Genomic DNA, 18970 nt, shown 5'->3' on the forward strand with positions numbered 1-18970 from the left:
CCTTGCGTGCTCTCGTCAGTACCACGCGCAGCGTCCACCGCATCTCGACCCACGTTCGTGACGACCGCGAAGCGCCTCTCGATCGGGTGAGACGGACGAACCATATACTAAGCTGCACTTCTGATAAAGCGAAAAATTTTCGCGAGCGAGGCTTGACAGGTTTTTGCTGAGTTGCCCGTCGGGTTGTTTTGTCGCAGTACGCCGGATCACCGCGATATCAATCTCGGAGATCACCCCACGCCCGCTCATTCCTGCTTCGCAAGCGCTGCGCGTATGAACAGCGGCTCGGAGATTTCCAGCGGCGTCAGTGGTGCCCCCGCCTTCGAGAACCGGCGCCAGTACGCGAGGCTTCCGGCGACATCGACATGCATGATCTCAAGCTTGAGATCATCCGGGTCGGAGAAGAAGAAAGCATAGTAGCCAGGCTCATAGTCATACTCGGCTGGCGGATCGAGGATCTGCACGCCGCGCGCCAGCAGGAAGTCGTGGAAGCCATCGACCTCGGCGCGCGAACCGACGTTCCAGGCAAGATGGTGGAAGCCCGCCGAATAACGATCATGCGCCTTGTTCGGACTGTCCGGATTGGCGACGCTCATGATGAACCAGTGCAGCGTACCGTGCGGCGCCCAACTCGCCCAAGCGAGACGCGTCCGGCTCTCCTCCACGAGCAGATAGCCCAGCCGCTCCATGACCGGATGATAGAAGGCTTTCGCGCGCGCAATGTCAGACACGGTGAGCCGCAAATGATTGATGGTTCCTGTTCGCTCTGCATGTGGCGTTCCGGGGGCGACGTGCTTGGGATCGGTGCGCATGGACACACTCCTTGAGAGATGACCGATCCGCAAGATGCGGATCGCGTAACGAGATCGATGGGCGAGGTTAGTCGGCGACGCGGCAACCGGTGCGATCGCGGATGAACAGCAGACCAACCACGAAACTCACCACGGCGACGCCGACCGGATACCAGAGCCCGGCATAGGGATCGCCAGTGACCACCACGACGGCGAAGGCGACGAACGGCAGAAAGCCGCCGAACAAGCCGTTGCCGACATGGAACGGCAGCGACAGCGAGGTGTACCGGATGCGCGCCGGAAACAGCTCGACCAGAAACGCTGCCATCGGCCCATAGACCATGGTGGCCCACACCATCATCACAGTCAGCAGCAGCGTCGCAGGCACCCAGCGGATCTGCGAGGGATCGGTGGCCTTCGGATATCCGGCTGCGGCGAGCGCCGCGGCATAGGCGGTGGCGTCGTAGCCCCTGATCTCGGCGACACCGATGCGCACCACCACGCCGGCCGGATCGGTGGTCGGGACGCTGGCATAGGTGACACCGGCCTTGGAGAGAAAATCCTTGGCGAGATCGCATGACGTTACCGGTTTGGCGAACACATTGACGTTGCAATCGTGCGCTGCGACGGTAACGGGGCTGTTGCGCTGAGCGGTATCGAGCGCCGGGTTCACCGCAGCGGTCAGCGCATGAAACAGCGGGAAATAGGTGAGCGCCGCGAGCAGGAAGCCGCCGACGATCAGCGGCTTGCGGCCGATGCGATCGGATAGCGCGCCAAACAAGATGTAAAGTGGCGTGCCGGCGACGAGTGCAAGCGCGATCAGCAGGTAGGCGTTGACATAATCGAGCTTCAACGTCGCGGTGAGGAAGTAGAGCGCATAGAACTGGCCGGTGTACCAGACCACCGCCTGCCCCGCGGTCGCACCGAACAACGCGACCAGAATGCGGCTCAGGTTGGTCCAGTTGCCGAAGCTGTCGCGGAACGGCGCGCGCGAGACTGCGCCGGTACGTTTCATCGCCGCAAAAACCGGCGATTCCTCCAGCCGCAGCCGGATGTAGACGGAGATGCCGAGCAGCGCAACCGAGAGGATGAATGGAATTCGCCAGCCCCAGGCCGCGAACGACGCCGCGTCCATTGTCTGGCGGCAGACCAGGATGACACCGAGCGACAGCAGAAGACCGACGGTGGACGTGGTTTGGATCCAACTGGTGTGACGGCCGCGCAAGTGATCCGGCGCATGCTCGGCGACGTAGATCGCCGCGCCACCGTACTCGCCACCGATCGCAAGCCCTTGCAACAAGCGCAGGCCGACCAGCAGCACCGGCGCCAGCAGGCCGACCTCGGCATAGGTCGGCAGGAGGCCCACCGCAGCGGTCGACAGGCCCATAATCAGGATAGTGACGAGGAAAGTGTATTTGCGCCCGACCATATCCCCGAGGCGGCCAAACACAAGCGCGCCCAGCGGGCGCACGGCGAAGCCCGCACCGAACGTGGCGAGGCTTGCGAGGAAGGCCGCCGTGTCGTTGCCGGGCGGAAAGAACAGCGCACCGAAAAACACCGCCAGCGCGCCGTATATGTAGAAATCGTACCATTCGAAGATGGTGCCGAGCGATGCGGCGGTGATAACCAGCCGCCGCGACGCTGCAGCCTCCGGCACGACATCGTTGTCCGTCATGGTGACCATGTTGTCCCTCCCCTATGATGCGAAGTCGTCGGCATAGGCGCCGAGCGCCTGCGCCCCGCCCGTGTGCAAGAACACGACGTGCTGACCGCGCCGAAACCGACCCGCGCGGATCAGCGCGATCAAACCCGCCATCGCCTTGCCGCTGTAGACGGGATCAAGCAGCAGTCCCTCGGTCTCGGCGGCAATGCGAATGGCAGCGATCGTCTCGGCCGCTGGCCGGCCATAGCCCGGACCGACAAAGCGGTCGTCCACCGCGACCGCGGCATCCACCGCGTGCAGGTCGCTGATGCCGATCCGCGCGGCTGCCGCGCGTAGCGCCTGCAGCACCCGCCCTCGTTGGCGCTCCACCGGCGCACCGACCGAGATGCCAAGCACATCGAGCGCAGCGCCAGCCATCCGCGTGGCGAGCAACAGCCCCGCCTGCGTGCCGCCACTGCCTGTGGCATGCACGACCGTGGTCGCGTTGACGCCGAGGGTGCCAAGCTGGGCCAGCAGCTCCAGGCCGCCGGCGACATAGCCAAGCGTGCCTACGGCGTTGGACCCGCCCACGGGTATGACACAAGGTCGCCGCCCTTGCGCGCGCTCTTCCTCGGCGATGCGAGCCAGCACTGGTGCGCTCTCGACATCGCCGGCGCGGCGGATCTCGGCGCGAAGCAGGCGATCGAGCAGCAGATTGCCGTTGTTCTGGTAAGCATCGCCGCGCCCTGTGACGGTCTCGGTGAGCAGCAGGATCGTGCGCAGACCGAAGCGCGCCGCGGCGGCCGCGACCTGCCGCGCATGATTGGACTGAACCGCGCCGGCTGTGATCACCGTATCGGCAGCATCCGCCAGCGCCTCACCAACGAGAAATTCGAGCTTGCGCGCCTTGTTGCCGCCGCCGGCCAGGCCGGTGCAGTCATCGCGCTTCACCCACACCGTGGGTCCGTCAAGGGCGTGGGAAAGCCGATCGAGCCGTTCCAGCGCGGTGGGCGCGTGAACGATGGCGACCCGCGGATGCGGAGCAAGCCAGCGTGCCGCCACTCCCCGATCATCCGCTTGCCGCGGTAGCTCACCCATCGTCCATCCCGATGTATTTGCTGCAATCGATCGGCAGCCATTGTTTGGCGACGGAAGGGACGCTACATTTCGACCTCTGATTAGTGAAACGAGTTATTTCGATGGAAACCCATCGGAATTATAGATGGATCGGCCATGAATCTCGATCTCGAGCTGGTGCGCACCTTTCTCGCGGTGATTGAGCAGGGCGGCTTCACGCGCGCTGCCGGTCGGCTGCACAAGACGCAGTCCACGATCAGCCTGCACATCCGTCGCCTGGAGGAGATCGTCGGGCGGCCGTTGTTCGACCGTCAGGGCCGTGGCGTCGCCCTGACCGAACAGGGCGAGGTGCTGCGAACCTACGCGGAAGCGTTGCTCGAGTTGAACGACGAAGCACTGTTGAAGCTGCGGCGACCGCCGGTGACCGGCACGGTGCGGCTCGGACTGCCGGAGGATTTCGCCACGCGCCATTTGCCGCTGGTGCTGCGCCGTTTCACTGCCGCGCATCCCGCGATTCGCCTTGAGGTGCGCAGCGCGCTGACGGCAGAACTGATGCGGGATCTCGGCAACGGCGATCTCGATATCGTGCTGGCGCGCCGTGAATTCGAGGCGACTGACGGCGATGCGCTGTGGCGCGAGCCGCTCGTTTGGGTGGGTGCACGCGGCCGCGCTTTCGCGGCAGATCCGCTGCCGCTGGTGATGTTTCCGCATGGTTGCGTCTATCGTCCCGAGGTCCTGCGGCGGATGCGCGCCTGCGCGCGACCGTGGGAGATCGTCTACACCAGCACCAGCCTCGCGGGCGTGCAGGCAGCGGTCTCCGCCGGCATTGGCATCACCGCCTTGGCGGAAAGCACCGTGCTGCCTGAGTTCGAAATTCTAGGCGCGGCCGACGGGCTGCCCGCGCTGCCGGACACCGAGATCGCGCTCTATGCCGGGGCCACGCGCAGCGAAGCCGCGCGCTATCTCGGAACCTATCTTTCGGACTCGGTGCAGAACCTCGCGCCGCCAGCGCGAGGAGACAGCTTGCGTGATGCACCCGTGAGAATCGCGCACTGATGCAGCGACGATAAACGGTGGTCGGCCGCATGCTCCGGCACACCGCACAATGCGCCCTACTCTTATTTGCGCGCCTCGAATGATGCACGGCCCCGCTGGCAGTCGCGCGGAGAAAGCCGGGCCGTCGCCCTTCGAGACGGCCGCTCCGCGGCCTCCTCAGGGTAACGGTGAGAGAGCCGTCGCACGCGGTTCAATGGAAATCGCGGGACGGCGGCAGGATGCGGACGTTGCGCGGGTGGCGGATCTTTTGCGGCGAGTTGTCGCCGTGATCGCGCCTGTCGTCGTTGAGCGGCTCGATCAGCGCGGGGCCCGCCGGCACCGGATGCTTGCGGCTCAAGGATTCATTGGCGAGGCCGATCAGATCGTGGGAGCGATCGGTCATGCGCTGCGCCACCAGATGCGTCACGCCCTCCGGGCTGCTCTGGATATAGCCCTCGACCAGGATCAGGCGCGCGCCCATCACCTCCTTGCGGTACTGCTCCATCACCTTCGGCCATACCACGATGTTGGCGATGCCGGTCTCGTCCTCCAGCGTCATGAACACGACGCCCTTGGCGCTGCCCGGCCGCTGCCGCACCAGCACGACGCCGGCACAGCGGACGCGGCGGCGGTCGTTGCTCAGGTTGATGGTGTGACAGGCGACGACGCGCTCTCTGGTGAACATCTCGCGCAAGAATTCCATCGGATGGCCCTTCAGCGACAGGCGGATGGTCTGATAGTCGGCGACCACCTGCTCCGGACGCGGCATCTCCGGCAGCGGCTTGGCGCCCTCATCCGGCTGCTCGCGCGCGGTGGCGGCCTCGAACAGCGGCAGCGGCACGTCGTCGGGCAGCCGCCGCACCGCCCACAGCGCCTCGCGGCGGTCGAGCCCGAGCGAGCGGAACGCATCGGCGTCGGCGAGCAGGATCAGCGCGCGCTTGGGCAGGCCGGTGTCGCGCGCGAAATCTTCCAGCGAGGTGAACGGCCGGCGGTTGCGCGCGGCAACGATGCGGTCGGCCCAGTCGAGTTCTCCGTCCAAGGCCGCTCGGGAGGTGGGAGGGTTCCCTCCCCCCTTGCGGGGTCCGAGGCGAGCGAAGCTCGCTCTCGAGGTTAGGGAGAGGGGTAAGCCGCACGGGCGGTGGTCGTGGCTTACCCCTCTCTCCAACTCTCCCCCGCAAGGGGAGAGAGAGCCCATCCGTTCGTGCCTCCCTGACTCATGTACATCTGCGCTTCGCACATCCCGGAATGACAACTGTAACTGCTTCAACCGCTCCTCGTCCTCATCCAGCCAGTGAAATCCGTCGATCTGGCGAAAGCCGAGCCGCACCGCGCAATGATCGCCGACCTTCTCCTCCAGCGTGTTCTGCGCAAAGCTATGGGAGACATCGACCTCGCGCACCGTGACGCCGTTCTTGCGGGCGTCGCCGACGATCTGCGCCGGGGCATAGAAGCCCATCGGCTGCGAGTTGAGCAGGCCGCAGCAGAACGCATCGGGATGATGGTGTTTCAACCATGAGGAGATGTAAACGAGTTGGGCAAAGCTCGCGGCATGGCTTTCCGGGAAGCCGTAACTGCCAAAGCCCTTGATCTGGTCGAAGCAGCTGCGGGCGAAGTCCGGCGAATAGCCGCGCGCCACCATGTTGCCGACCAGCTTCTCCTCATAGCTGCCGATGGTGCCGAGATTGCGGAAGGTCGCCATCGAGCGGCGCAGGCCATTGGCTTCCTCCGACGTGAAATGGGCCGCCTCGATCGCGATCCGCATCGCCTGCTCCTGAAACAGCGGCACGCCGAGCGTCTTGTGCAGCACGTTGTAGAGCTCGTCCTTGTCGCCCTGGTCGGGCGCCGGCGATGGATAAGTCACCTGCTCCTGCTTGTTACGCCGCCTGAGATAAGGATGCACCATGTCGCCCTGGATCGGCCCGGGGCGCACGATCGCGACCTCGATAACGAGATCGTAGAAGGTCTGCGGCCTCAGCCGCGGCAGCATGTTCATCTGGGCGCGGCTCTCGACCTGGAACACGCCGAGCGACTCGCCGCGGCACAACATGTCGTAGACCTCTTTTTCGTCCTGCGGGACGGTGGCGAGCTCCCGGCGCTCGCCCTTGTGGTCGGCGATCAGGTCGAAACATTTGCGGATGCAGGTCAGCATGCCCAGCGCCAGCACGTCGACCTTCATCATGTGAAGCGCGTCGACGTCGTCCTTGTCCCATTCGATGAAGGTGCGGTCGTCCATCGCGGCGTTGCCGATCGGCACATAGGTGTCGAGCCGGTCCTGGGTCAGCACATAGCCGCCGACATGCTGCGAGAGATGGCGCGGAAACTCGATCAGCTCGGTGGCAAGCTCGACCGCGAGGTTGATCATCGCATTTTTAGGATCCAGCCCGGCCTGGCGCACCTGCATGTCGTTGAGGCCCTTGCCCCAGCTGCCCCACACGGTGTCGGCGAGCGCCGCGGTGACGTCCTCGGTCAGCCCGAGCGCCTTGCCGACGTCACGGATCGCGCTGCGCGGGCGATAATGGATCACGGTGGCGATGATCGCGGCACGGTGGCGGCCGTAGCGGCGGTAGACATATTGCATCACCTCCTCGCGCCGCGAATGCTCGAAATCGACGTCGATGTCGGGCGGCTCCAGCCGCTCCTTGGAGATGAAGCGCTCGAACAACAGATCGACCTTGGTCGGATCGACCGAGGTGACGCCGAGCACGAAGCAGACCGCGGAATTCGCCGCCGAGCCGCGCCCCTGGCACAGGATGTTCTGGCTGCGCGCATAGTGCACGATGTCATGCACGGTGAGGAAGTAATGCGCGTATTTCAGCTCGGCGATCAGCGCGAGCTCCTTGTTCAGGGTGGTGCGAAGCTTTTCGTCGATCTCGCCGCCGAAATATTTGTCGACACCGGCCCAGGTCAAATCTTCCAGATGCTGCTGCGCGGTCTTGCCCGGCGGCACCGGCTCGTCGGGATACTGATATTTGAGCTGGTCGAGCGAGAAAGAGATGCGCGCAGCAAAGCGCATGGTTTCCGCGATCGCGTCAGGCAGATCGCGGAACAGCCTGATCATTTCATGCGCCGGCTTGAGATGCCGCTCGGCATTGGCCTCGAGCCTGCGGCCGACCGCCTCGATCGTGGTCTTTTCGCGGATGCAGGTCAGCACGTCCTGCAGCGGGCGCCGCGCCGGATGGTGATAGAGCACCTCATTGGTGGCGAGCAGCGGCACACCGGCGTCAGTGGCGAGGCCATGCAGCCGCGCGAGACGGCGCTTGTCGTCGCCGCGATAGAGCAGGCTTGCGGCAAGCCAGACGCCGTCGGCGGCGCTTGCCTTCAGTTGCGCAAGGATATCGAGCGCAACAGGCGCCTCGAAGCGGTGCGACAGCGCCAGCACCAAAAGCTGGCCTTCGGCGAAGTCGATGAGATCGGACAGGGTAAGCCGGCAGTCGCCCTTCTCGATGCGCTCGATGTCGTCGCCGCGCTTGCCGCGGGTCAAGAGCTGGCACAGCCGGCCATAGGCGGCGCGATCGCGCGGATAGACCAGGATGTCGGGCGTAGAGTCGATGAAGACGATGCGGGCGCCGATCAAAAGCTTTGGCGGATGGGCGACCTTCTCGCTGTCGAGCTCCTTCCAGGCGCGCACCACGCCGGCCAGCGTGTTGTGATCGGCGAGCCCGATCACGGGAATCCCGAGTTCGCTCGCCTGATGCACATAGGCGCGTGGATCGGAACCGCCGCGCAGGAAGGAGAAATTGCTGGTGATGCCGATCTCGGCATAGTCGGGTGGAGGTGCGCTCATGCGAACAGCCCGTGCACATACCAGTTGGCCGGAACCGGCCTGCCTTCCTCGTCGCGCAGCTCGCTCTCGTAGAGGCCGTCGCGAAAGATCCAGAAGCGCTGGCCCTCGGCGTCCTCGACGCGGAAATAATCGCGCGTCAGCGACGCGCCGTCCTGCTTCCACCATTCCATCGCGATGCGCTCGGGACCCTCGACCCGCACCACGTCGTGCTGCGCGCGCCGCCAGGTGAATTGATGCGGCGGACCGTCGGGCACGGTCGCGAACGGCACCTTGATCGGTTCGGGCCGCTCGAACAGCCTGAGCGGACGCAGCGGCGGTTCGCCCGCAACGCGCTCCGGCCAGGCGGCGGCGCCCGCCGCGGCCAGATGATGCTGCGCCGGCAGCGCCAGCGCCGATCGTTCGGGGATGTGGCTCTCCAGCGGCAGATGCACGACGACGCGTTTGCCGCCGATGCGCGCGGCGATGCGGTCGATCAGCGCCGAGAGCTCGTCATTGTCGTGTATGGTGGCGTCGAGATCGCGCTGCTGCTGCACCACGATCTCGGTACGCCCTGCGGCAAGGCGGATGAGATCGAAGCCGAAGCCGGGATCGAGCGGATCATTCAGCGCATCGAGCCGCTCGCGGAACAGGCGGTCGATCATCTCGGGCCGCGTCACCGGACGCCCGGTCTCGACCATGATCGCGCGCACCGCGCCGTCGGTGCGGAAGAAGCTCGCTTCCAGCTGCCGCGCGCCCTTGCCCTGCTTGTCCATCGCCGCAACCAGCATCTTGGCGAGGCTCGAGAGCGTCAGCGCGATCACGGTGTCGGTCGCGACCGGCTCGGGGAAACGCTTCTCGACGATGTAATCGGGCAGCGGCTTGCGCGGGCTGATCGGGGCATCGCCCTGCCCGAGCGCGTGGCCGAGCAAGGTGGTGAAGGCCGCACCGAACCGCGCCGAGATTTCATGCGGCGCGCGCGAGGCGACATCGGCGATGGTCTTCAAGCCGGCGCGGCGCAGGCCGGTGGTGACAGCGGCATCGGCACCGAGCGCCGACACCGGCAGCGGGCCGACCGCCGCCGCCTCCTCGCCATCGGCGGCAATCCTGCCCGAGGCGGTGCGCGTCAGCGTACGCGCCGCGATCGAGGTGCCGGCAATCGCCGCGCTGACGGCAAAGCCGCGTCGGCTCAGCGCCCCCGTCACGGTCTGCAGCAGCGCGCGCTCGCCGCCGAACAGATGCGCGCAGCCGGTGATGTCGAGAAACAGACCGTAGGGCAGATCGAGCGCCACCAGCGGCGTGAAGCGGTCGCACCAGTCGGCGATGTCGTTCAGCGTCTTCAGATCGGCGGCGGGATCGGCGTCATAGACCGTGAGCTCCGGACAGATCGCCCGCGCATTGGCGAGCGGCAGCCCGATCGACAGCCCGGCCCGCACCGCCGCCTCGTCGATCGCGTGCAGCAGGATCGCGTTGTGGTCTTTTGCAACGACGACGCTGGGGAGGCAGTTGCCTAACTCATTTGTAAGGGACGCTTTAGCGGATGGGTTCCCTCCCCCCTTGCGGGGTCCGAGGCGAGCGGAGCTCGCTCTCGAGGCTAGGGAGAGGGGTAAGCCGCATACGCCGGCGTCTGTGGTACCCCTCTCTCCAACTCTCCCCCGCAAGGGGGGAGAGAGCCCTGCCAATGTGCTCACCTCACATGAGGGGTCATCTGGCTCGCTTGCAACAAGCTCAGCTTGCGAGGCGATGTCCTGCGCGAGCTTGCGCTTGATGCGGTCGATGGGCAGGCGTGGCAGCCACAGGCTGAGGATACGCCGACGGTTCACTGAATTGGCACTCATCACATTTCCATTCCATGATCCATCGCCCGACCGGGCCATGACGATTGCGCACGAGTTCGGCCTCGAAGCGCGGCGTGCCCCACACGCTCGCGGCATTGCCCGGCGGCGAATGCGCCGCGCGCACGATCCAGCGCGTCTCCGCGGTCGAGGGGATCGGAGTTGCCGCGATCCTCAGCACCAGCGCGGTGACGCCGGAGGCCTGCGCGGCCAGGGTCAGTTTGCGGCTGGCGACGAGATCGAGCTGGCGCGCCTGCCCCCAGACCTCGAGCACGACCGCACCGAGCGCATCGCAGGCGAGCGCGTCGGCCGCGGTACGCAAACCGCTGTCGACATCGGCGGCGCGCACCGTGACCAAGAGGCGCGGATCGAGGCCGAGCTCGGCAAGCCCGCGCATCGACAGCGCGCCGTTTTCGCGATCGGAAAAATCCTGCCGCACCCAAACCAGCGGCTTGCGTGCCGACAGCCGTCCGGCGAGCCCTGCAATGAAGCCGGTCGCCGCGCCTCCTTGATGGCCGGCCGCGAACACCTCGTGCAATGCTGCCGGCGCAAGCCCGCCGCGCAACATCGCATCGGCGCCGGCATGGCCGAGCGCGATGCGGTTCGGCATCGCCGCATCCGATGGCGCCTCGATGCGCGCGATGCTGCCGCGCAGAGACGCAAGCGTACCCATGCGTGCGCCGTTCATATGCGCCGCTCCTTCCAACCAAAATTTGAGGCCGCCACTGGTCTGAACAGAGAACCAGGGACTGGCTCATTTGTTCATGATATGTTCTAATATAAAGCTAACAGGGCCCGCGGAGTCAATCGGATTGGTGAGCTCATCGATTCATGAGTGGAATCAATGGGATTCAGCAGCCGCCGAACCGGACGGGCCCTGGTCTTCCGCTGTGTCAGGCACGCAGGCCCCGAAATTGGCGGCGTGACGGAAACGGAGCAATCGCATGCGCATCATCGTGCTCGACAACGACACCGATTTCGAGGGCTGGCGCAAGGCCGCGCGGCGATTGGCGCTGAACGATGTAAAGCCCGCGGAGATCATGTGGACCGTACGCAGCGACGACGAATTATCGTCGGCATCCTGCGTGAATGAATTGCCGGATACGCCGCAGGCGCGGTTCAATGTGTCGGCCAAATTCGTCGAGCTCGCCAAGGCCGCGATCCTGCATCGCAGTGACGAACGCTTTGCCCTGCTCTATCGCCTGCTGTGGCGGCTGCGCAGCCATCACGATCTGCTCGGTGCGACCGATGATCCCGATGTCGCCGAGGTCCACGCGATGGCGCGCGCGGTCTATGTCGATATCGACAGGATGCACGCGCATCTGCGCTTCCGCGAGATCGGCCGCGAGCGGACGGCGCATTACGTCGCCTGGTTCGAGCCGGAGCATCGCATCGTCGAGCTCGCCGCGCCGTTCTTCGCCGGCCGCTTCGCCGACATGCCGTGGTCGATCCTGACCCCCGACGTCTGCGCACATTGGGACGGGCACGCGATCTCGATCACGCCGGGCGTCGCCAAATCCGAAGTGCCGACCGAGGACCGGCTCGAAGAGGTCTGGCGACGTCACGACAACGGCCGCTTCAATCCCGCACGGCTGAAAGTGATGGAGATGCCGCAAGCCTATTGGAGGAACCTGCCCGAGGACTCGATCATTAAGCCTCTGATCGAAGACGCAATGCGCATGACCAGCGGCCCCTTCATCGCACGCAAGGCGGCCGAGCCGCAGAAGCGGCAGGATACGCCGATGCCCCGCAAGCAAGCTCAAGGCAAGCAAGTTCAAGACAGGCAAGCTCACGACACGATCGCGGCCTTGCGCGACGAGGCCGCCGATTGCCGCGCCTGCCCGCTGTGGAAAGACGCAACCCAGACCGTGTTCGGCGAGGGACCGCAGAGCGCAACGCTGATGCTGGTCGGCGAGCAGCCCGGCGACAAGGAAGATCTCGCAGGCCACCCCTTCGTCGGACCGGCCGGCCAGATGCTCGATCGCGCGCTGCAGGAAGCCGGCATCGATCGCCGCAAGGTCTATGTCACCAACGCGGTGAAGCATTTCAAATTCGTGCCGCGCGGCAAGATCCGGCTGCACCAGAAGCCGAGCACACCGGAGATCCGCGCCTGCCGCCAGTGGTATGAGCGCGAGCTCGCCACCATCAAGCCGGATCTCGTGATGGCGCTCGGCGCCACCGCGGCGCAGAGCGTGCTCGGCAAGGTCACGCCGATCAACAAGAACCGCGGCCATCTGATCGACCACGACGGAACCAAGGTGCTCGTCACCGTGCACCCATCCTATCTGTTGCGGCTGCCGGATGAAAAAGCCAAGGCGCTGGAATATCAGCGCTTTGTCGACGACCTGAAAATCGCCGCACATCAATTGCGCAGATCAGCCGATGCGGCTTGAGTTCCGCAAAACCAGCGGAACCGGAGGAACTACATCGCAACGAGAAATTGTTCTAAACGCAGACAAATACCTACAACCTTTAATTGATCCGTGGTAGCGTAGCATGTTCCGCAGGTATCGGGCGTCATGTTCACGCCATGACGTACCCTGAGGCGGGCGCGCTGCGCGGTTTGCTAGCCCCGACCGTGCGGCGCGCCACCTCATCTCGCAATCCTCCCCCTCATTCGCGATCCTCCCACTCGCACGCGCGCGCCGAATTCTCCGGCTGCCGGCCCCGCCGGATGCCGGTGTGGTTATCCGCACATTGTCTCGTCCTGCGAAACGCAGGCTGCAGCCTCCCGTCGTGATCGGCGATCCGTAGTTGCTGGAGATTGCCACGAGGCCGCGAAGCCACGTGCGCGTTCAATGCGTTGCACAAAAATTCGGCTCGATGTCCACCGTCACCGCCAACCGGCTCATCCCGCGGGGCCGGATTTCAATTGCTTGTCATATGCATCGATCAAAATCGGGCGCATTGGGACAGGAGTTTACCATGAGCGATATGGCGTTACCCGGCTCGATCGAGCCCGCCCTAAAGAAGGGTCCGGACCTCGACAAGGGCTTTCATCCTCTCACCGGGGTTATCTATTTGGGCGTGGTTGCGGCCGCGCTGCTGTTCGTTGCCTACAGCATCTATGCCGATGTCGACGCCACCGGCACGCGCATCACTTCGTTCCTGCCGTATATCCTGCTGTTCGTCGCACTGCTGATCGCGCTCGGCTTCGAATTCGTCAACGGCTTCCATGACACCGCAAACGCGGTCGCCACCGTGATCTACACCCGCTCGCTGCCGGCCCATGTCGCCGTGGTGTGGTCGGGCATGTTCAACCTGATCGGCGTGCTGCTCTCCAGCGGCGCCGTCGCGTTCGGCATCGTCTCGCTGCTTCCGGTCGAGCTGATCCTGCAGGTCGGCAGCAGTGCCGGCTTTGCCATGGTGTTCGCGCTCTTGATCGCCGCCATCATCTGGAATCTCGGCACCTGGTGGCTCGGCCTGCCGGCTTCGAGCTCGCACACCCTGATCGGTTCGATCATGGGTGTCGGCATCACCAACGCGCTGCTCCGCGGCCGTGACGGCACCTCGGGCGTCGACTGGTCGCAGGCGACCAACATCGCGAAGGCGCTGCTGCTGTCGCCGCTGTTCGGCTTCGCGCTCGCCGCCGGCCTGCTCTACCTCCTCAAGATCGCGCTGCAGCGCGCGACCCCGGCGCTGTTCGGCGAACCGGTCGGCGACCAGCCGCCGCCGTGGTGGATCCGCGGCATCCTGATCCTGACCTGCACGCTGGTCAGCTTCTTCCACGGCTCCAACGACGGTCAGAAGGGCATGGGCCTGATCATGCTGATCCTGATCGGCACCGTGCCGACCGCCTATGCGCTGAACCGCGCAATGCCCTCGAGCCAGATCGAGCAGTTCACGGCGCACTCGACCGCGGCCAGCAAGGTCATCGAAGGCAAGGCCGCCGGTTACAACGTGATCGGCAACCCGCGCCCGGCTGTGACCAACTATGTCGCGCAGCACCAGATCAACGAAGGCACCTTTCCGTCGCTTGCGGTGCTGGTGCGCGACATCGGCCAGCAGGTTGCCCAGTATGGATCGCTGGCCAAGTTCCCGGCTGACGCGGTCGGCAACACCCGTAACGACATGTACCTGGCATCCGAGGCGATCCGTTTCCTGATGAAGGACAAGGAAGCCGAGCTGACCGCTGCCGACATCGCCACGCTGAACCAGTACAAGGGCTCGCTCGATGCCGCGACGAAGTTCATCCCGAGCTGGGTGAAGTTCGCCGTCGCCATCGCGCTCGGACTCGGCACCATGGTCGGCTGGAAGCGTATCGTCGTCACCGTCGGCGAGAAGATCGGCAAGACCCACCTGACCTACGCGCAGGGCGCCTGCGCCGAGATCACGGCGGCCGCGACGATCGCGGCGGCGGACGGCTACGGCCTGCCGGTCTCGACCACGCACGTGCTGTCGTCAGGCATCGCGGGCACCATGGCCGCCAACGGCTCCGGCCTGCAATGGGCCACGATCCGCAACATCGCGATGGCCTGGGTGCTGACGCTGCCGGCCGCGATGATCATCTCGGGCGTTCTCTACTACGTCTTCTACCACCTGTTCTGACGCTTCACGCTTTCGGCGCGGCAACGCGCCGGACAAAGGCCCGCACTCCGGTGCGGGCCTTTTGTTTTGGACCTGCAGCCCGGCTCCTCGCTCAGGCGGCGCAAGCTCTCGCAACCTCGGCCAGCAGGCCGCGCGCCCATTTGTGCAAGCCGGATTTGGCCGTCCTGGCGCTCCAGTACATGTCGATCGAGATCGGCACGCGAAACGGCAGCGCGGCGACATGGAGGCCGCCGCGCATCGCCCGCGCCAGATGATAGGGGATAGTCGCGACGAGCCTGGTGCCTGTGATGATGCGCTCCAGACTGTCGTGGTTCGGAAGGCTGACCACCGGCTCTATCTCGATTTCCCTCGCCTTCAGTGCCTCGAGATAAAGCGGCTGCCACTCGCCGCTATGGGTGATGAAGACATGCTCGGCCCTGGCATAGGCCGACAGCGCGATCCGGCCACGCGCCAGCGGATTGGCCGGATCCATCACGCAGACATAGTGATCGGTGAGGATGTGGCGCCGAAAGAAGCTCTCGCCGGCGATCCCGACCGGACCGAGCACGATGTCGCACTGGTTCTGCTTGAGATGGACGTCGCCGTGGCCCGCGGCATCGAGCAGGACGAGACGGACCTTTGGTGCGCCGGCACGCAGCCGCGTGCTGAACTGCGGGATCAGGGTCTGGCGTTCGTGATAGTTGCAGGAGATCGTCACGCTGCCCTGCGCCGTCGCCGGATCGAATTCCACCCGTGAGGCAAGCCCGTCGATCTCGACGATCATGTCCCGCGCCCAGGCAACCAGCGCCGCGCAGCGCTCGGTCGCCGTCACGCCGTTGCCGCCGCGGACGAACAGCGGGTCATGCAGCGCGCCGCGCAGCCGCTCGATCGCATAGCTGATGGTGGACTGGTTGACGTCGAGCCGCTTGGCGGCGGCGGAGAATGACTGCAGGTCATAGACCAGCACGAGGGTCCGCAGAGTCCCGATGTCGACCGGATCGATCGAGGAATTGGCCGCCATGCTGCACCTCCCTGCATTGCTGGCGGCCCAGCCTAGCACAGGGTCATGGAATATTTCGATGGATTGGATCAATCCCATCGAATTGAGCGATCGTGCACCCGGAGCTAGCCTTGGCGAAAAAGCGCTCCCGGGAGGACCAATGACCAGCGCCGTGCCTGTCGTCACCGATATCGCGTATCAGGATCTGCTCGACGACCCGTATCCGATCTTCCGCCGCCTGCGCGAGATCGCGCCGGCGGTCTTTGTCGCGCCCGCGAAGCTGACGCTGGTGACTCGCTTCGACGACATCATGCGGATCGAGCGCGATCCCGCGACCTACTCGGCCGACAATCCGGCTTCGCTGGTCAACAAGGTGATGGGGCCGACCTTCATGCGCAAGGACGGCGCCGAGCACGCGATCGGCCGCAAGGCGATCGAGCCCTCGTTCCGCCCGGCGACGATCAAGGAGCATTGGGCGCCGCAGAAAGGCTGATCGACGACCTCTCGGCAAGCGATGAGGCCGATCTGTTCTCCGCCCTTGCCGCGCCGATGGCCTCGCTCAGCCTGATGGCGATGATCGGGTTTCGCAGGATGCCGTGGCAGACCCTCGCCGACTGGTCGCAGGCGCTGATCGACGGCGCGGGCAATTACGCCGCCGATGCCGAGGTCGAGCGCAAGGCGATGCAGGCGAGCGCCGATGTCGATGCCGCGATCGACGCGGTGCTCGACGATCACCGCAGCCACCTCAATCCCTCGATCCTGTCCTCGATGGTCAATGCCGATCCGCCGATGCCGATCGAGGGCATCCGCGCCAACATCAAGGTGATCATCGGCGGCGGCCTCAACGAGCCGCGCGATGCGATCCTGACGCTTGTGCTCGGCCTGCTGGAAAACCCGGCGCAGAAGGACGGCGTGCTGGCGAAGCCCGAGCTGTGGCCGGCCGCGCTCGAGGAAGCGGTGCGCTGGATCTCGCCGATCGGCATGTATCCGCGCCGCGTCACCCGCGATGTCGATCTTTCCGGCATCACGCTGCCGCAAGACCTTCAGATCGGCCTCTGCGTCGGCGCCGCGAACCGCGACGGCAGCCGCTTCGCCGAGCCCGACCGCTTCGACGTGACGCGGCCCAAGCAATCGCATCTGGCATTCGGCGCCGGACCGCATTTCTGCGCCGGCACCTGGGTGTCACGGCTCACCGTCGGCAAGATCGTGGCGCCGATGCTGTTCGCGCGCTTGCGCAATCTGCGCCTCCGCGCGGAGGCGCCGCCGGTCGTGCGCGGCTGGGTGTTCCGCGGTCCGGTGACGCTGCCGGTGCGATGGGACGTTTAAGGACCCGGATCGCAGCATTTTAACGTGGTCGTGCCCGGGCTTCTCCCGGGCATGACGCATTCGTCGAACGATGACGACCCGACAGAGCCCTCACGCCACCAGCGCGTTCTCGACGATCTTCACGAAATACGACGTGCCGTAGACGATCGCCTCGTCGTTGAAATTGTAGGCAGGGTGATGCAGGCCGGCGCTGTCGCCGTTGCCGCAGAAGATGAAGGCACCCGGCCGCGCCTCCAGCATGTAGGAGAAATCCTCGGCACCCATCAGCGGCGGCATCTCGTGCACGTTGGCTGCGCCCGCGACCTCGCGCGCGATGCGGCTCGCGAATTCGGTCTGCGCCTCATGGTTGACGGTGACGGGGTAGCCGCGCTCATAGGTCAGATCGATCTTCGCGCCGGTCATCTTCGCAACGCCGTCGACCACCTCGCGTACGCGCTTCTCGATGAGGTCGCGCACTTCGCGGGTCAGCGTGCGCACGGTGCCGCGCAGCTCCGCGGTCTGCGGGATCACGTTGCGGGCGTTGCCGGCGTGGAATTCGCACATCGAGATCACGGCGGAGTCGAGCGGATCGACGGTGCGCGCGACGATCTGCTGCAAGGCTGTGACGAGCTGCGCGCCGACCAGCACGGAATCGATGCATTTATGCGGCCGCGCGGCATGGCCGCCGAGCCCTTCGATCTTGATGTCGATCGCATCGGTCGCGGCCATGATCGGGCCGGTGCGGATCGCGAACGAGCCGATCGGAATCCCCGGACCGTTGTGCATGCCGTAGACCTGCTCGATGCCGAAGCGATCCATCAGGCCGTCCTTGATCATCGCGGCCGCACCGGCCCCGCCCTCCTCGGCCGGCTGGAAGATCACGACCGCGTCGCCCGCGAAATTGCGCGTCTCGGCGAGATAGCGCGCCGCCCCCAACAGCATCGCGGTGTGGCCGTCATGGCCGCAGGCGTGCATCTTGCCCGGCGTCTTCGAGGCGTAGGGCAAATTGGTCTGTTCGTGAATTGGCAACGCATCCATGTCGGCGCGCAGCCCGATCACCTTGACGTCGCCCTTGGCCGGCCCCTTCTTGCCCTTGATGACCCCGACCACGCCGGTCGTGCCGAGCCCGGTCGCGACCTCGTCGCAGCCGAACTCGCGCAACCGGTCGGCGACGAATGATGCAGTGCGGTGGACATCGTAGAGCAGCTCGGGGTTTTCATGGATGTCGCGGCGCCAGGCCTGGATATCGGGTTGCAGATCGGCGACGCGGTTCACGATGGGCATGAGAATTCTGGCCTCAGAGGTTGGACGTAAGTGATCTCTAGCATGCAAGAGCCGGTCCACCCAAACAGATGTGGCATGCTCGCGGCTGGGGCCTGCATTCGCAAACGGGATGCAGGCCGTCCCTTGCTGGACTTTGCGCAGACCTCAGGCCTGATATCATCGCATCCGACCAAAGCCTAATGGTGCGGGACATATCCCGCACAGATACTACCCCAGGTTTTCCGCGCCGAAATCCTCTCGCCTTCCAACAAGGAGCGGCTGCATGACGCCGGATCAAGCGGTCCTGTTTTCCACCATCATCCTGCTGGTGCCGATGGGATACTTCCTGCTGGCGGCACCGGCGTTCCTGCTTGTGAAGCTCGACGTCCCGCCGGTCACGCGGCTGCTGCGCGGCATGTTCAATGCCTACTTCGTCGTGCTTACTGTCTCGGGCGTGATCGGCACGCTCGCCTTTGCCACGGCCGGCCGGTTTTCCGTTGCGCTCGGCATCGCCTTGATCGCGGGGTTCGCGGTGCTGGCGCGACAATGGTTTCTGCGGCGGCTCGATGCAGAGGCGGACGCGAGAGACGCCGGCGATCCCACCGCCGTGCGGCGGCTGCGCCAGCTGCATTGGGGCGGCATGCTGTGCAACGCGGTGCAGGTGTTCGTTCTGGTCGGCAGCATTCCTTACATGGCACCGCTGCCCTGATCGCTCGTCCGGATGCGGTTCCCGGC

Annotated in this window: 13 protein-coding genes and 1 pseudogene; 6 read left to right on the forward strand and 8 right to left on the reverse strand. The window is 65.4% G+C overall.

The genetic code is table 11. The features are described from left to right. Window positions 1–245 precede the first annotated feature (245 nt). The 3 genes from JEY66_RS30350 to JEY66_RS30360 form a co-directional block, all read right to left on the reverse strand. Window positions 246–812: a VOC family protein gene (locus JEY66_RS30350; protein WP_018270627.1), complete on the reverse strand. Its 567-nt coding sequence runs from the start codon at window positions 810–812 to the stop codon at window positions 246–248. Window positions 813–879: 67 nt separating this feature from the next. Continuing rightward, window positions 880–2475: an MFS transporter gene (locus JEY66_RS30355; protein ID WP_018270626.1), complete on the reverse strand. Its 1596-nt coding sequence runs from the start codon at window positions 2473–2475 to the stop codon at window positions 880–882. 12 nt (window positions 2476–2487) lie between these two features. After that, complete coding sequence (locus JEY66_RS30360) at window positions 2488–3495, reverse strand: D-cysteine desulfhydrase family protein (protein WP_018270625.1); 1008 nt, start codon at window positions 3493–3495, stop codon at window positions 2488–2490. 171 nt (window positions 3496–3666) lie between these two features. On the opposite strand from JEY66_RS30360, the gene JEY66_RS30365 reads away from it, so the two are divergent. After that, window positions 3667–4566 carry a LysR substrate-binding domain-containing protein gene (locus JEY66_RS30365; RefSeq protein WP_018270624.1) on the forward strand — a complete coding sequence of 300 codons (900 nt, stop codon included), beginning with the start codon at window positions 3667–3669 and terminating at the stop codon, window positions 4564–4566. Between the two features lie 190 nt (window positions 4567–4756). Here the strand turns inward: JEY66_RS30365 and JEY66_RS30370 are convergent, their stop codons facing one another. The 3 genes and pseudogenes from JEY66_RS30370 to JEY66_RS30380 all read right to left on the reverse strand — a co-directional run bounded on the left by JEY66_RS30370 (window position 4757) and on the right by JEY66_RS30380 (window position 10828). Beyond that, complete coding sequence (locus JEY66_RS30370; protein WP_018270623.1) at window positions 4757–8329, reverse strand: error-prone DNA polymerase; 3573 nt, start codon at window positions 8327–8329, stop codon at window positions 4757–4759. Then, a pseudogene (locus JEY66_RS30375) lies at window positions 8326–9816 on the reverse strand (Y-family DNA polymerase); the annotation flags it as partial. The gene JEY66_RS30370 and the pseudogene JEY66_RS30375, both read right to left, overlap by 4 nt. A gap of 217 nt (window positions 9817–10033) precedes the next feature. Further along, complete coding sequence (locus tag JEY66_RS30380; RefSeq protein ID WP_018270621.1) at window positions 10034–10828, reverse strand: ImuA family protein; 795 nt, start codon at window positions 10826–10828, stop codon at window positions 10034–10036. A gap of 256 nt (window positions 10829–11084) precedes the next feature. On the opposite strand from JEY66_RS30380, the gene JEY66_RS30385 reads away from it, so the two are divergent. Further along, window positions 11085–12533, forward strand: a complete 1449-nt coding sequence (locus JEY66_RS30385) for a UdgX family uracil-DNA binding protein (RefSeq protein WP_018270620.1) — start codon at window positions 11085–11087, stop codon at window positions 12531–12533. Window positions 12534–13065: 532 nt separating this feature from the next. Then, the gene (locus JEY66_RS30390) at window positions 13066–14688 is read left to right on the forward strand and encodes an inorganic phosphate transporter (RefSeq protein ID WP_018270619.1); all 1623 of its coding nucleotides are present in this window, start codon (window positions 13066–13068) and stop codon (window positions 14686–14688) included. A 91-nt stretch (window positions 14689–14779) separates the two neighbouring features. Here JEY66_RS30390 and JEY66_RS30395 read toward each other — a convergent pair whose 3' ends face one another. After that, the gene (locus tag JEY66_RS30395) at window positions 14780–15688 is read right to left on the reverse strand and encodes a LysR family transcriptional regulator (protein WP_018270618.1); all 909 of its coding nucleotides are present in this window, start codon (window positions 15686–15688) and stop codon (window positions 14780–14782) included. 139 nt (window positions 15689–15827) lie between these two features. Between JEY66_RS30395 and JEY66_RS30400 the strand changes: the two genes are divergently transcribed. Continuing rightward, a complete protein-coding gene (locus JEY66_RS30400) occupies window positions 15828–16160 on the forward strand; it encodes a cytochrome P450 family protein (protein WP_244620851.1) in 333 nt (110 codons plus the stop codon). After that, window positions 16139–16993 (forward strand): cytochrome P450, encoded by an 855-nt coding sequence (locus tag JEY66_RS30405; protein ID WP_244620852.1) that lies wholly within the window; start codon window positions 16139–16141, stop codon window positions 16991–16993. The genes JEY66_RS30400 and JEY66_RS30405 overlap by 22 nt, the downstream gene beginning before the upstream one ends. 90 nt (window positions 16994–17083) lie before the next feature. Here the strand turns inward: JEY66_RS30405 and JEY66_RS30410 are convergent, their stop codons facing one another. After that, window positions 17084–18256: a M20 aminoacylase family protein gene (locus JEY66_RS30410; RefSeq protein ID WP_018270617.1), complete on the reverse strand. Its 1173-nt coding sequence runs from the start codon at window positions 18254–18256 to the stop codon at window positions 17084–17086. Window positions 18257–18518: 262 nt separating this feature from the next. Here JEY66_RS30410 and JEY66_RS30415 point away from each other — a divergent pair, with 262 nt between their 5' ends. Next, the gene (locus JEY66_RS30415) at window positions 18519–18944 is read left to right on the forward strand and encodes a hypothetical protein (RefSeq protein ID WP_018270616.1); all 426 of its coding nucleotides are present in this window, start codon (window positions 18519–18521) and stop codon (window positions 18942–18944) included. Window positions 18945–18970: the final 26 nt, after the last annotated feature.

It is taken from the genome of Bradyrhizobium elkanii USDA 76 (genome assembly GCF_023278185.1).
Classification (GTDB): Bacteria; Pseudomonadota; Alphaproteobacteria; order Rhizobiales; family Xanthobacteraceae; genus Bradyrhizobium; species Bradyrhizobium elkanii.

Coding starts and splice junctions, on each gene's coding strand:
- JEY66_RS30350 (WP_018270627.1), bottom strand. CDS start 812: ATGCGCACCGATCCCAAGCACGTCGCCCCCGGAACGCCACATGCAGAG.
- JEY66_RS30355 (WP_018270626.1), bottom strand. CDS start 2,475: ATGGTCACCATGACGGACAACGATGTCGTGCCGGAGGCTGCAGCGTCG.
- JEY66_RS30365 (WP_018270624.1), top strand. CDS start 3,667: ATGAATCTCGATCTCGAGCTGGTGCGCACCTTTCTCGCGGTGATTGAG.
- JEY66_RS30370 (WP_018270623.1), bottom strand. CDS start 8,329: ATGAGCGCACCTCCACCCGACTATGCCGAGATCGGCATCACCAGCAAT.
- JEY66_RS30380 (WP_018270621.1), bottom strand. CDS start 10,828: ATGAACGGCGCACGCATGGGTACGCTTGCGTCTCTGCGCGGCAGCATC.
- JEY66_RS30385 (WP_018270620.1), top strand. CDS start 11,085: ATGCGCATCATCGTGCTCGACAACGACACCGATTTCGAGGGCTGGCGC.
- JEY66_RS30390 (WP_018270619.1), top strand. CDS start 13,066: ATGAGCGATATGGCGTTACCCGGCTCGATCGAGCCCGCCCTAAAGAAG.
- JEY66_RS30395 (WP_018270618.1), bottom strand. CDS start 15,688: ATGGCGGCCAATTCCTCGATCGATCCGGTCGACATCGGGACTCTGCGG.
- JEY66_RS30400 (WP_244620851.1), top strand. CDS start 15,828: ATGACCAGCGCCGTGCCTGTCGTCACCGATATCGCGTATCAGGATCTG.
- JEY66_RS30410 (WP_018270617.1), bottom strand. CDS start 18,256: ATGCCCATCGTGAACCGCGTCGCCGATCTGCAACCCGATATCCAGGCC.
- JEY66_RS30415 (WP_018270616.1), top strand. CDS start 18,519: ATGACGCCGGATCAAGCGGTCCTGTTTTCCACCATCATCCTGCTGGTG.